This window comes from Flavobacterium sp. (assembly GCF_043756175.1).
GTDB lineage: Bacteria > Bacteroidota > Bacteroidia > Flavobacteriales > Flavobacteriaceae > Flavobacterium.
On record NZ_JAYURN010000047.1, the window covers coordinates 35,893 to 49,430 of the forward strand.

12 protein-coding genes are annotated in these 13,538 nt (G+C 34.6%); 4 read left to right on the forward strand and 8 right to left on the reverse strand.

The window, feature by feature from the left end:
* Position 1: 1 nt before the first annotated feature.
* From ACH2BP_RS02985 to ACH2BP_RS03015, 7 genes are all read right to left on the reverse strand, one after another.
* Entirely contained in the window at positions 2-928 is a 927-nt protein-coding gene (locus tag ACH2BP_RS02985) for a DUF58 domain-containing protein (protein ID WP_395056860.1), read from the reverse strand.
* Positions 929-1,017: 89 nt separating this feature from the next.
* Positions 1,018-1,335: a thioredoxin gene (gene trxA, locus ACH2BP_RS02990; RefSeq protein WP_395056862.1), complete on the reverse strand. Its 318-nt coding sequence runs from the start codon at positions 1,333-1,335 to the stop codon at positions 1,018-1,020.
* A gap of 357 nt (positions 1,336-1,692) precedes the next feature.
* Positions 1,693-3,153 carry an FAD-dependent oxidoreductase gene (locus tag ACH2BP_RS02995; RefSeq protein ID WP_395056864.1) on the reverse strand — a complete coding sequence of 487 codons (1,461 nt, stop codon included), beginning with the start codon at positions 3,151-3,153 and terminating at the stop codon, positions 1,693-1,695.
* A 187-nt stretch (positions 3,154-3,340) separates the two neighbouring features.
* On the reverse strand, positions 3,341-4,039 hold the full coding sequence (locus tag ACH2BP_RS03000) for a hypothetical protein (protein ID WP_395056866.1): 699 nt from the start codon (positions 4,037-4,039) through the stop codon (positions 3,341-3,343).
* A 50-nt stretch (positions 4,040-4,089) separates the two neighbouring features.
* Positions 4,090-8,616, reverse strand: a complete 4,527-nt coding sequence (gene dnaE / locus ACH2BP_RS03005) for a DNA polymerase III subunit alpha (protein WP_395056868.1) — start codon at positions 8,614-8,616, stop codon at positions 4,090-4,092.
* A 320-nt stretch (positions 8,617-8,936) separates the two neighbouring features.
* On the reverse strand, positions 8,937-9,338 hold the full coding sequence (locus tag ACH2BP_RS03010; RefSeq protein ID WP_395056870.1) for an RNA recognition motif domain-containing protein: 402 nt from the start codon (positions 9,336-9,338) through the stop codon (positions 8,937-8,939).
* A gap of 119 nt (positions 9,339-9,457) precedes the next feature.
* Positions 9,458-10,132, reverse strand: a complete 675-nt coding sequence (locus ACH2BP_RS03015; RefSeq protein ID WP_395056872.1) for a DUF6252 family protein — start codon at positions 10,130-10,132, stop codon at positions 9,458-9,460.
* 189 nt (positions 10,133-10,321) lie between these two features.
* On the opposite strand from ACH2BP_RS03015, the gene ACH2BP_RS03020 reads away from it, so the two are divergent.
* The 3 genes from ACH2BP_RS03020 (at position 10,322) to ACH2BP_RS03030 (ending at position 12,237) form a co-directional block, all read left to right on the forward strand.
* The gene (locus ACH2BP_RS03020) at positions 10,322-10,885 is read left to right on the forward strand and encodes a 30S ribosomal protein S16 (protein WP_395056874.1); all 564 of its coding nucleotides are present in this window, start codon (positions 10,322-10,324) and stop codon (positions 10,883-10,885) included.
* Between the two features lie 17 nt (positions 10,886-10,902).
* Complete coding sequence (gene rimM, locus ACH2BP_RS03025) at positions 10,903-11,427, forward strand: ribosome maturation factor RimM (RefSeq protein WP_395056876.1); 525 nt, start codon at positions 10,903-10,905, stop codon at positions 11,425-11,427.
* A gap of 102 nt (positions 11,428-11,529) precedes the next feature.
* Complete coding sequence (locus ACH2BP_RS03030; protein ID WP_395056878.1) at positions 11,530-12,237, forward strand: tRNA1(Val) (adenine(37)-N6)-methyltransferase; 708 nt, start codon at positions 11,530-11,532, stop codon at positions 12,235-12,237.
* Positions 12,238-12,457: 220 nt separating this feature from the next.
* Here the strand turns inward: ACH2BP_RS03030 and ACH2BP_RS03035 are convergent, their stop codons facing one another.
* Positions 12,458-13,123, reverse strand: coding sequence for a hypothetical protein (locus ACH2BP_RS03035; RefSeq protein ID WP_395056880.1), 666 nt, complete (start codon positions 13,121-13,123; stop codon positions 12,458-12,460).
* Positions 13,124-13,394: 271 nt separating this feature from the next.
* Here ACH2BP_RS03035 and ACH2BP_RS03040 point away from each other — a divergent pair.
* The coding region (locus ACH2BP_RS03040) for a transposase (protein WP_395056884.1) at positions 13,395-13,538 on the forward strand (144 nt) is incomplete at its 3' end.

Sequence of the window (13,538 nt, forward strand, 5' to 3'; positions counted from 1 at the left end):
ATTAGCCAAATTTTTGTTTTTCAACTAGATACGTTGTCATTATTTTTTCAAAATTTTCATCAACAGAAACAGGAACATACTTTATTTTGTACAAAGAACAGGTGTTTGCTACTTTTTCGAAGTAATCATTTACCGATTTTTCATAGTCATATTTTATGTTTTCGGCAAAAAGGTTTACCTCATCACCCGTTTCTAGGTCGATAAACTTGCGTGGTGCGTTGTCATAATCAAGATTTAACTCTGTTTTTTTATCAATAACGTGAAACAAAACCACTTTGTGTTTGTTATGTTTTAGATGTTGTAAGGCTTTAAACAAGCGTTCGTCTTCTTCTGGTTGAAACATATCGGTAAAAAGGACAATCATAGAACGACGGTGCATTTTTTCGGCAATTTGATGCAAGAAAGTAATCGTATCCGTCTGTTTGGTCTCTTTTGGCGTTTGCAACGCGTTTTCTAGCCTATTTAGCAACATGCGATGGTGGCGCTCACTTCCTTTCTCGGGAGCGTAATATTCGTAAGTATCAGAAAAGATGCTTAATCCAACAGCATCGCGTTGTTTTTTGAGTAATTTCATTAAAACTGCCGATGCCAAAACCGAAAACCCAATCTTATTTTCATAAAAAAATTGATTTTCTTTAAGCTTAGGATAGTGCATCGATGATGAATTGTCTATAATTAGATGGCAACGCAAATTGGTTTCTTCTTCGTACTTTTTAGTATAAAGTCTATCCGTTTTTGCAAATAATTTCCAATCGATATGTTTGGTGCTTTCGCCAGAATTATAGACTTTATGCTCTGCAAACTCTGCCGAAAAACCATGAAACGGACTTTTGTGCATTCCAGAAATAAATCCTTCTACAATCTGATTGGCGAGCAATTCTAAATGCTGAAAACTCGATATTTTTGCTATTTGACTATCTATATTCATACCTCAAATATAATAAGAATTCACTCAACAAAAAAGGCCTAACTTTCGTTAGACCTAGATTTTTATTTTTTTGCAATTGCATTTGTTTCTTACAACAAAGCTGTCAAACTATCAGCATAAGTTTGCTTAGGCGCAACACCTACTTGTCTACCTACAACTTCTCCATTTTGGAAAACTAAAACTGTAGGGATATTTCTAACGCCATATTTTGCAGCAAATTCTTGGTTTGCGTCAACATCTACTTTACCAACTACTGCTTTTCCTTCAAATTCAACTGCGATTTCTTCGATAACTGGACCAACCATTCTACAAGGACCGCACCAAGCTGCCCAAAAATCTACTAATACTGGTTGTGATGATTTTAATACAACTTCCTCAAAAGTTGCATCGGTTATTGTTAATGCCATTTTTTCTTTCTTTATTAATTGTTAGACAAAAGTAGAATTTTATTTTGGATTGTTTGCCTTTTAAAAATCAGTTTTAACTATAAACCTATTGGTATTTTTTATCTGAAGCTAATCCAGCCATTCGCTATATCTTTTGCTTTCTAAAGAAAAAAGCAAAAGGATGCCGCTACTGTCTGGGCTAGGGCATTATCGTAAAAACAATGTCCTAAATTCTTTATTCAATATTCCAAGACCTCAAAGGTTTCAAAAACCTGTCAGGTCTAAAGTTCAAAATTAAATAAGTTGGAATATTCAATAACGAGTTTTGAATATTGAAGTTAAAAATATTGCAAGTACAAAACAAAATTTAAAATTTATCTAAACCGCACGAATACCCCGTAAACTCCCTCCTCTCGGCTCATCCCCTTCTTGGAGCACAATTTCGGAATGTAAGAACTGCGCAGCTTCAGCTGAATCTTTCACTTTGATAGCGCAACGCTCTAACATTTCTGCTTCAAACTCAGTTAACACACTTTCTCTTACTCCATTTTTTCTCCATTGAGAGAATGAATTACATTCTTTTGAGATGCTCCGAGCCAGCGTGAGTGCATCTAACAGCGCTTGATTCGCACCCTGCCCTTTAAATGGACTCATTGGGTGAGCGGCATCACCAATCACAGTTACAGGACCACTTTTATCTAACAATTCTGATGTGAGTAATTCTCGGTCATACACAGGATATCCAGAAATTTGAGCCTCTAAGGTTGCTGCTACAATTTGAGGAATTGGACTGTGCCACTTTGTTCTTTGACACGCTTCTTCCTTAAGAGCTTGGCGTCCTTGCGCACTTAAAGCTTTAGCCTCTTTTTCTGACATTGGAAAACTAAGTTGCCACATCACTGAGTCTTTTGTATATGGCATGATGTAAATTCGCTCATTGCCATTGGCGGTTTGAAATACAGTTGCAGAGTCGAGTAAAGAACTATTAACACCTTCAAGAGCACTCAAAGGACAAATACCTAATATAACAATACAATCTAGGTAACGTAAAGGGGTAATATCTTCACCAATCAGTAAATTTCGCACCGAACTACGAATACCATCGGCGCCAACTACAAGATCTGCTTTTGCCTTTTTAATTTCACCGTTTACTTCAAAGGTAATATCTACTTCTTTATTTATACTTTCTTTAAAATCTATTAATTGATGTCCCCATTGTACCGCATCATGTCCACAGAGTTGTTCAAGCAAGGCTAGACGCAAAGATTGTCGTGCGATATGTATATTGAAACGTTTCGGAGACGTTTTTACTTCTGAAGGCATCCACTTTCTGATTCCCCATTCCCCAATGACATTTCCTTCTGTAGTATGAACTACGTGTTTTGTTGAAATCACTCCTTCATCTAACGAGAAAATACCAAATCCCTCGATTGCTTTACTAGCCTGTTGTAAAGTGAGTCCATAACCCTGAGATCGAGCAGCAAAATCGGTATCGCGCTCATAAAGAGTAAAAGGGATTCCGCGATGCAAACAAGCCACTGCCAAAGCCACTCCTCCTATACCTGCACCAATAATAGCAACGTGTGGGAAGTTTTCTTTATCTGCGACAGGAGCGTTAGCAGAACCAACCAACCCAGAACCAGAACAGTTTTTGCAGGAGTATAAGTGACCTTTGGGACGAACGGGAGCTGTTCCTTCGCTTTTTGTTTTTTCAAATTGTTCGAATGCTATTTGGTACTGGCGTAGTGTTTTCTTGCTGAGCCCACGACTTTTTTTTCCGCGTCCTTGACATTCTTGACAAATAGTCCAGCTTGCTTCTTTATTTTCTGTTTTTTTCACTTCCTCATTTTTTCATAAGATGGCATCCTTTTTCACAATATTGGAAGCATTACTGCTAACATTTCCACGTATCAAGCGGTTTTCGGGCTCTGAAGCAGAGTGTTTTCTGCTAAACGAAAATATAAAATAAAACGGTAATTCACCTAAATCCGAAAATCGATTTAAACGTCTGTTGGCAGATGTATTTCTAAGAAATCCAAGTTTCTTTCATTTTAATTATTTTCCACTTATTCCTTACTTTCTTTATAAAGACTTTATTTCCATAACCACATAATCTTCCACAAGTAAATCCAACATCAAGAATTCCGTTTTCTCGTTTTTTGTCAAATTTTATTCCTGAGACTCTTAATATTCCTGAAAAGTTAAATTCGTATTTTCTTTCAAAAATATTTTTTTTATCAAATTCATTTATGTTTTTTAATTTGAATTTACGATTCAATTTAATGTTCTTAAAATTAAGAATGTATTCTTTTACTTTGTCTGTTTTTATTTTTTGTAAAGTAACTTTCGGAAAATTTTTGTCTATTATTTTTTCATACTCTTTTTCATATGGCAAAATTTTTGGGTCAAAAGCAATAATTACTTTAAAAGTGTCTTTTTCGACATCAGAAACTTGTTGTTTCCATTCTTTTAAATTTTTAACTTCTTCAGGAGTTGCTTTCGTTGAATCAGTTTTAACATAATGACCATCTTTATTGAATATTGGTTTCCCATATCTAGGCGGAGGATTTGAAAATATTCTTGCATCAATACAAGTTGAGTCTATTATACTTGGCAAAATTTCTGCCAATACATTTCTGTTAAATTCAATATCATTCTCATTCTTTTTACAACTCGCAAAAAGAAGAATAATTAAGACAAATGTTATTTTCTGAAGTTTCTCCATAATATGAATGCCCATTTTAGTATTTACCTAATTATTTATTCTGAACAGAATTAATTCAACTTAAAATTTACTTGTAATTTTTCCAATTCATTAAGCAATTCGGTTGAGATGTTAATTTTCAACTTGCGGCTATTCATCGAAATTTTATTAATTATTTTGGTTTCTTCGACTTCAGTAGGAGCTACTGTTTCTGGATTTTCATCTTCTATAATATCGCCATTTTCGTCTAAAACAATTTCTATATCATCAGCTTCGACAGGCGCAACTTCAATTTGTTTTTTTGTTTTTTCTAATTCCAAAATATCAAAAGAAACCGTATTGTCGCCTTTGTTCGCAGCAAAAACTGCAATCAATTTAGAGACTAATTCTTCATGCAACTCTTTTATATCTAAATGAATGACTAGTTTTTTCGCAAAAATTCGCAAAACATCTTGTATCGATTCTACTTGCAAAAAGTTAATTTGCGGATCTGATTTTTTTCCCGTTTCACGGTTTACCCAACCATCTTTTATATTAACTCTAATATACACAAACTGATTTTGAACCAGAAAATGTCTGAATTTTAGGTATTCTTCATTAAAAATCCTGAACTCATTAGTCTCATCATAACCTTCTAAAACAAATGTTGCCCAACCTTTTCCGTTCTTGGCGGTTCTATGTTGCACATTGGTAACGATTCCTCCAAAAGAAAGATTTTTGCCCACAAATTGTTCTAAACTTTTTAGAGATTCGAGTTTGTTGTTACAAAAATATTTCATCTCGAATCGATAATCATCTAGCGGATGACCTGAAATATAAATCCCAACAACTTCTTTTTCTTTGGCTAGTTTTTCCATCGTATTCCACTCTTCACAAGGCGGAATTACAGGTTCCGAAATTTGCACATCACTCGTATCGCCAAACAAACTTACTTGCGATGAATTTTCGTTTTCTTGAAACTTGGCCCCAAATCGTATGGCTTTTTCATAAAATGTAATTCCATCACCATCAGTATGAAAATATTGCGCTCTATGTGTATTTTCAAAACAATCGAAACCACCAGCTAGAATCAAGTTTTCGATGGCTTTTTTGTTTGCAGCACGTTGATCGACACGTTTGGCTAAATCGAAAATAGATTTGTAGTTTCCATCTTTTCTATTTTCTACAATGGTGTTTACAGCGCCCATTCCGACACCTTTTACAGCACCTATTCCGAAACGAACGGCATAATCATCATTTACCGTAAATTTATAAAACGATTCATTTACATCTGGACCCAAAACGGCTAATCCCATGCGTTTGCACTCTTCCATAAAGAAAGAAACTTGCTTGATATCGCTCATGTTATTAGACAAAACTGCCGCCATATATTCCGCTGGATAATTGGCTTTTAAGTAAGCCGTTTGATACGCAATCCAAGCGTAACATGTAGAATGCGATTTGTTAAAAGCGTATTCTGCAAAGGCTTCCCAGTCTTTCCAGATTTTTTCTAGTTTGTCTTCGGCATGACCTTTGGCAACAGCCTGACTCACGAATTTAGGTTTCATTTTGTCTAGGACATCACGTTGTTTTTTTCCCATCGCTTTACGCAAAACATCGGCATCACCTTTAGAAAAATCGGCAAGTCTTTGTGACAAAAGCATTACTTGTTCTTGGTAAACGGTGATTCCGTAAGTGTCTTTTAGCAGTTCTTCGCAAGCTTCTAGGTCATATTCTATAGGTTCCTCACCGTTTTTTCGTTTAATAAAACTTGGGATATAAGCAATTGGTCCTGGACGATATAAGGCGTTCATGGCAATTAAATCGTTAAAAACTGTAGGCTTTAGTTCCTTCATGTATTTTTGCATTCCAGCACTTTCATACTGAAAAATTCCAACCGTTTCGCCACGTTGAAAAAGCTCATAGGTCTTTACATCATCAATAGGAAACGTGTCTGGATCAAGTACTTTTCCAGTTCTATATTTTACGAGTTTTACCGTATCTTTTATTAAGGTCAGGGTTTTTAGTCCCAAGAAATCCATTTTTAACAATCCTGCACTTTCTGCAACGGAGTTGTCAAATTGTGTTACATATAAATCGGAATCTTTTGCAGTGGTTACAGGAACAAAATTAGTAATATCGCTTGGAGTAATAATCACACCACAAGCATGAATCCCTGTGTTACGAATGTTACCTTCGAGAATTTGTGCTTGTTGAATGGTTTCTCCACCCAAATCTTCTTCTTTAGAAAGTAATATTAATTCTTTCATTCGGTCGAAATCCTCTGGACGCAAAACTTTTCGGATTTCGGCTTCGGTATCGTTCATAAAACGAGCCAGATTCCATTTTCCAGGTAGCATTCCAGGTAATAATTTGGCAATTTTATCGGCTTCAAAAAGAGGTAAATCTAATACTCTGGCGGTATCACGAATAGCTGATTTGGCAGCCATAGTTCCGTAAGTAATAATTTGTGCTACTTGTTTTTTACCATATTTTTCAATCACATAATCCATGACTTTACTACGTCCTTCGTCATCAAAATCGATATCGATATCGGGAAGTGACACACGATCAGGATTTAGAAATCTTTCGAAAAGCAAATTATACAAAAGCGGATCGATATTGGTAATTCCCAAGCAATAAGCCACAACTGAGCCCGCTGCAGAACCACGGCCTGGACCAACAGAAACGTCCATTTTTCTAGCTTCGGCAATAAAATCTTGCACGATTAAGAAATAACCCGGATAACCAGAATTTTGTATGGTTAATAATTCGAAATCAATTCGCTCTTGTATTTCTGGTGTAATTTCTGGATATCTTCTTTTGGCACCTTCATAAGTAAGATGATGCAAATAGGCATTTTCCCCTCGAACGCCACCATCTGTCTCGTCTTCTGAAACTAAAAACTCAGATGGAATTTCAAATTTTGGCAATAAGACATCTCGATATAAGGAGTAAATTTCTATTTTATCTACAATTTCTTGAATATTGACAATGGCTTCGGGCAAATCGGAAAATAATTGTTTCATTTCTTCTCCCGATTTGAAATAATATTCCTGATTGGGCAAACCGAAACGATATCCGCGACCGCGACCTATTGGTGTAGCTTGTTTTTCACCTTCTTTGACACATAATAAAATATCATGCGCATTAGCATCATCTTTAGAAATATAAAAAGTATTGTTAGTCGCAATGAGTTTTACTGCATGCTTTTTTGCAAAGGAGATTAAGGTTTGATTGACACGGTTTTCGTCTTCTTGATTGTGACGCATTAATTCGAGATAAAAATCATCTCCAAATTGTGATTTCCACCACAACAGAGCGTCTTCTGCTTGGTTTTCTCCAAGATTTAGAACTTTACTTGGGATTTCTCCATACAAATTCCCTGATAAAACTATAATATCTTCCTTATATTGTTCGATAATATTTCTATCGATTCTGGGCACATAATAAAAGCCTTCCGTATAAGCTATAGAAGACATTTTAGCTAAATTATGATAGCCTTTTTTATTTTTTGCTAAGAAAACAACTTGATAACCGTTGTCTTTTTTGGTTTTGTCTTTGTGATTGTCACAAACAAAAAATTCGCAACCTACTATGGGTTTCATTTCAACCTCAGTTGCTTCTTCTCCGTTTTCTATTGCAGTCGCATTTTTGGCGGAAGCTATTTTATTTTGATTCAATACATCACGAACAAAATGAAAAGCCCCCATTAAGTTGGCATGATCGGTCATGGCTACGGCCGACATTTTGTTTTTTGCAGCAGCAGCAACAAGTTTAGCCACTGAAATGGTAGATTGCAAAACCGAAAACTGAGTGTGATTGTGCAAATGCGCAAACTTTGCATTTGCTAAATCCTGAGTAATTTCGGTTGAAACTGGCGTTTTCGCCTCCGCTTTTTCAGCTTGTTGAAAACGTTTGGCTATTTCGGCAGAAGCTACTTTAAGATTTATGTGTTTTAGACCTATAAGCTGAATTTCTCCTTGATTTTTACTCTGAAATTCGTGAAAATAATTGGCTTCAACATCAAGTTCTTCTTTGGTAAAAACTTCTCTTTTTATTAATTCTAAAAAACAACGAGTCGTTGCTTCAACATCGGCAGTAGCATTGTGTGCTTCCGAAAATGGGACTTTAAACAAATATTGATGAAGTTCTGTTAATGTTGGTAATTTGAATCTTCCACCACGTCCTCCAGGTAATTTTAATAGTGATGCGGTAACTTCGGTACAAGTGTCCAGAACTGGCATTTTGACCATATCTGAACCAATATTGGCACGATGAAATTCGCAACCCATAATATTGACATCGAATCCTACGTTTTGACCAACTATAAATTTAGTTTTTGATAATGCAATATTAAATTTTTCTAAAACTTCCTGCAAAGGAATTCCTTGTTCTGTAACCAATTCGGTAGAAATCCCGTGAATACGCTCTGCATCATAAGGAATATTAAATCCTTCAGGTTTTACCAAATAATCTTGATGCTCGATAAGATTTCCCATTTCGTCATGCAATTGCCATGCGATTTGGATACAACGTGGCCAGTTGTCAGTATCTGTTATTGGCGCTGACCAACTGCGTGGTAATCCTGTGGTTTCGGTATCGAAGATTAAATACATATTTTCTTAAAGCTTTAGGCTTTAGGCAATAAGCCGTAAGCATTTTAGACAATTACAAAAATACATTTTATGTGGTTGTTTGTCAATTTTAGTTATTAACAAAGGCTGATTTATATTTACTACGGTTTGCGTTAGGGATTGTAGTGAAAATCCTTTTTTGAGGCTTTTTTTGTCTCAAAAAAGATTGCAACGAAAAGCCCGACCCTTGTGGTAACGCCAAAATCTTGATTATTTTAATTTGTTGTTTTAAAATTTCAGTTATCAAAAACAAAAAACCATCTCGATTGAGATGGTTTAATATATTTTGAAAATAAGTTAGATTAGTATCCGCCTCTGTTTCCACCACGGTCGTTAGAACCACCACCACGGCTGTTTCCACCACCACTGTAACCTCCACGAGAATCACCACCACGGCTGTTTCCACCACCATAACCACCACCGCTTGGGCGACTGTTATTGAAGCTTTTTCTTTCACCTTCTGGTTTTGGCTCTGATTTGTTTACTACAATAGCACGTCCGTCAACAGTTGCACCATTTAACTCATCAATAGCTTTTTGACCTTCTTCGTCATTTGGCATCTCAACAAAACCAAATCCTTTACTTCTTCCTGTAAATTTATCAGTAATAATTTTTACTGATTCTACAGCACCGTAAGCCTCGAAAGACTCTCTTAAATCTGCTTCCTCTATACTCCAAGGAAGACTTCCAACAAAAATGTTCATATATTATATTTATTATATTAGGACAAAGGTAAGTTATTAATATTCTAAATTACACGATGTTACTGTTTTATTTTAAAATAACCTCTTTTTCAATACTTTAGAAGCATCAATATTTAAAATTAATTTACTGGAATCTTATAAAAAATACCATTTTGACAACCCGCTGTTTTTTTGTTTACTGCGTCATATGCTGTAAACTTAAAATTACCAGAAATTGTTGCTCCATCATATTGAGTAATTGTTATTTCTCCATTACTATTGGTTACATTTTGCACGATAAATTTTGCATTTGCATTTCCGGTAGCAATGGTTACTATATCACCTGCTCTGTAATTATTCCCTGGCGCATTTACTAAAACACTTGTAACTACTCCGTTTGTATTTGCAACTATATCTACTTTTAATCCAGAACCCAAGCCACCTGATGTAAGAACAAGACTTGAAGTCGTATAGCCCGTTCCTCCTGCTGAAAGCGCTATTTTATTTACTGATGATGAAGTTATTCCTGTAGTATAATTGAAAGCATTCAATACATAAGAAGCAAAGTTTGATGTATTAGTAGTTCCCAAAACACGTGTTCCTAATGCGGTGGAATTTATATTTAATTCTACATTTCCAGTGGCAATCCCTTTTATTGTTATTGCTCCCGACGCACTTTTTGTAGCCGAAGAACTGGTTGCTTTCCATACCGAATTATCAATTAGCCCTTGAAAAGCTGGGTTATTAAATTCGACACTTTTTTCACATGATGTAAATACAATAGCAGAAAGAAATAGAAATAGGAATTTTTTCATTTTATTTAGTTTAAAACCTTAATTAATAGCTACAAAAATAACCGATTACAATTAAAAAACTAACAAACAGCATGAATATTTAAAGTAAAAAACAAAAAATGAACACTTTAACTTTATGTATCAGAAAAATATGTATATTTGCACCCTTAAATAATCGAGGTCGAGTACCTCAAAATTAATCATAAGATTATGTCAGTAAAAATTAGATTACAAAGACACGGTAAAAAAGGAAAACCTTTTTACTGGGTAGTAGCTGCAGATGCACGCTCAAAAAGAGATGGTAAATACCTAGAAAAAATTGGTACTTACAACCCAAACACAAATCCTGCAACAGTAGATTTGAACCTTGATGCTGCCGTACAATGGTTGCACAATGGGGCTCAACCAACTGATACTGCTAGAGCAATTCTTTCTTACAAAGGAGCTTTACTAAAACACCACCTTGATGGAGGAGTTCGTAAAGGAGCATTAACACAAGATCAAGCTGATGCAAAATTAGCTGCTTGGATTGAAGCTAAATCTGGAAAAGTGGACGCTAAAAAAGATGGTTTAACTAAAGCACAATCTGATGCTAAAGCTAAAGCGTTTAAAGCTGAAACAGTTGCAAACGAAAAACGTATTGCTGCACAAACTGAAGCTGCCAAAGCTCCAGAAGCTGTAGTTGAAGAAGAAGTTGCTACTGAAGATGCTGTTGAAGCTGCTACTGAAGAAGCTCCAGCTGCTGAAGAAGCTAGCGAAGAAAAAGAAGCTTAATATTTAATTTTTGCAAGATGCGTAAAGAAGATTGTTTCTACTTAGGTAAAATTGCAAAAAAATTTAGTTTCAAAGGGGAAGTTCTTATCTATTTAGATACGGACGAACCTGAAATGTATGAAGATTTGGAATCAGTTTTTGTTGAAGTAAACAAAAATCTGGTTCCGTTTTTTATTGAAAGTAGCAACCTACACAAAGCTGATTTTCTTCGTGTTCGTTTTGAAGACGTAGACAACGAAGAAGAAGCCGATGCTATTATGAATTGCGAAGTATATCTTCCGCTAAAAATGTTGCCAAAACTTACAGGTAACAAATTCTATTTTCACGAAGTAATTGGTTTTGAAATTGAAGACAAGCGTGTTGGCGTTTTTGGAAAAATTGTTTCTATAAACGACACTACTGCTCAACCTCTTTTTGAAGTTCTAAACGGAGAAGTAGAAATGCTAATACCAATGATTGATCATTTTATTGTAAAAATAGATAGAGAAAACAAAAAAGTCATCATGGATTTACCAGAAGGTTTGGTAGAAATGTATCTTTAGTCAGATTTTTAGACCTCTTAGATTGTTAGACTTATTAGATTTGATTATCGTTAATTCGAAAAATCTGCAATCAACATTCGAAAATCGTTAATCATTAATCTCATGTTTTCATTCAAACAATTTTCTGTACAACAAGATAAAACAGCAATGAAAGTCGGAACTGACGGAGTTTTACTTGGCGCTTGGACTCCTATAAACCATAATCCAAACTCTATTTTACATATTGGTGCTGGTACTGGAATTATTGCATTAATGTTGGCACAAAGGACATCTGCCCAACAAATAGATGCTTTAGAAATTGATGAGGACGCTTACGAACAAGCCACTGATAATTTTGAAAGCTCACCTTGGAGCGACCGTTTGTTTTGTTACCACGCAGGTTTAGACGAATTTATTGAAGAGCCCGAAGATGAGTATGATTTAATCGTTTGCAATCCGCCATTTTACACCGAAGATTACAAAACTGATAGTGAGCAAAGGGATTTGGCTCGTTTCTCAGACGCTATGCCTTTTGAGGAAATAATCGAAGCTGCTGATTTATTACTATCTGAAAACGGGATTTTTTCTGTTATAATTCCATATAAAGAAGAAGGAAAATTTATTGCTTTAGCTAATGCTTTTGAGTTGTATCCTGTAAAAACAACTCTTGTAAAAGGAACGCCAACATCTGAAATAAAACGTAGTTTATTGGCTTTTAGCCGAACCAAACAAGGTGATTTTCTTATCGATGAATTAATTATCGAAACTGCTCGACATATTTACACTGAAGATTATATTGCCTTGACAAAGGATTTTTATTTGAAAATGTAAGTTACTCTCATTATTCTCAACAAAAAAATCATCAATTGAATGATTGAATATCACAAACAATTCTGAACTATTTTTGTAAATAAAAGCCTATTATGGTTTGGTTTCTGCTGAACAACCAATAAGCTTAGCCAGTTTAATTTATTTTAGCATTATGTTATGATGTAAATTTGATAGGTAAACTTCAAACTAAAATTAAATTCATTAAAAACAAGAGCAATTATTATCTAATTTGATTGATTGTGAAATTACAATCCTCCCTTGTTCCAAGCAGGTTCAAACTCAACAAAGTACTTAATACATTAAAACTAATAGTATCGCCAGTATTTAAACTCACTAGTGTTGATACTGTTCTAATAGGAGGGGTAACATTTACCAATGCTACTCCGACATTAGCAAACGAAGTCCTATTAATTACCGTTCCATTTTTCAAAATAGCAACTCCAAAATTTGTAGCGATCGCAATAGCTGAAGTAGCTTTGATTTGAACAGAAACTTGATAAATCCCATTTTGTTTAGCAGTAAAATCAGATGTCACAGTATTAAACTCATTATTTAAGTCGAATTCTACAAAATCAAACCCAATCTTACTAGTACCCGCTAATAAAGTCAGAGTCACATCACCTGAACTAGCGAAGCTCCCTTTTACACAAGTTTTCAAATTACTTTCCAATACCGTTTTAGAAGAAACTCTACTTACATTTCCAATATTATCGACTACTAAGATTGAATCTTTAGCCGCAGTAATATTGTTAGTTAAAGCAGATGACCTTACCCTGAATGTTCCATTAATATCTAATTGAGCGGTTGGGCTTGTAGTCCCAATACCAACCTGAGCAAATACTCCGCATGCTATAAAAGACAATAAAATTAATAATGTTTTTTTCATAGTACTTTTATTTAGGACACAACAAAGCTACTAAATATTAATTATATAAAATATTAAAAATTTAATATTTTTATTAAATTAATTATTAATAACTAAAAATAAAGTTAAAAAAATGCTAGATAAATAAGCATTTAGCAAATATTAAAACACGTTATAAGTAAACTCAAGCAACCAAAAAAGAATAGAAATTATATTTCCATTTCCCTCAAAATAAAAACCCTCACATTGTAGACTGCCCCCAAAAGTTTAGATACTATTTGGGGGTATTTTTATGGAAAGAAAAGTCAAATATGATTATACATTTAAACTCGAATGTGTAAAATTAGTATTAGAGAAGCATTATTCTTGTAACTATGTTAGTCTTGAGAAAGGTCTAAATGAATCTAACATTCGTAAGTGGGTTGGGTTTTATAGA

What these genes read in the sequence shown, in the direction of transcription:
- ACH2BP_RS02985 (WP_395056860.1), bottom strand. Translation starts at nt 928, where the DNA reads ATGAATATAGATAGTCAAATAGCAAAAATATCGAGTTTTCAGCATTTA.
- trxA (WP_395056862.1), bottom strand. Translation starts at nt 1,335, where the DNA reads ATGGCATTAACAATAACCGATGCAACTTTTGAGGAAGTTGTATTAAAA.
- ACH2BP_RS03000 (WP_395056866.1), bottom strand. Translation starts at nt 4,039, where the DNA reads ATGGAGAAACTTCAGAAAATAACATTTGTCTTAATTATTCTTCTTTTT.
- dnaE (WP_395056868.1), bottom strand. Translation starts at nt 8,616, where the DNA reads ATGTATTTAATCTTCGATACCGAAACCACAGGATTACCACGCAGTTGG.
- ACH2BP_RS03010 (WP_395056870.1), bottom strand. Translation starts at nt 9,338, where the DNA reads ATGAACATTTTTGTTGGAAGTCTTCCTTGGAGTATAGAGGAAGCAGAT.
- ACH2BP_RS03015 (WP_395056872.1), bottom strand. Translation starts at nt 10,132, where the DNA reads ATGAAAAAATTCCTATTTCTATTTCTTTCTGCTATTGTATTTACATCA.
- ACH2BP_RS03020 (WP_395056874.1), top strand. Translation starts at nt 10,322, where the DNA reads ATGTCAGTAAAAATTAGATTACAAAGACACGGTAAAAAAGGAAAACCT.
- rimM (WP_395056876.1), top strand. Translation starts at nt 10,903, where the DNA reads ATGCGTAAAGAAGATTGTTTCTACTTAGGTAAAATTGCAAAAAAATTT.
- ACH2BP_RS03030 (WP_395056878.1), top strand. Translation starts at nt 11,530, where the DNA reads ATGTTTTCATTCAAACAATTTTCTGTACAACAAGATAAAACAGCAATG.
- ACH2BP_RS03035 (WP_395056880.1), bottom strand. Translation starts at nt 13,123, where the DNA reads ATGAAAAAAACATTATTAATTTTATTGTCTTTTATAGCATGCGGAGTA.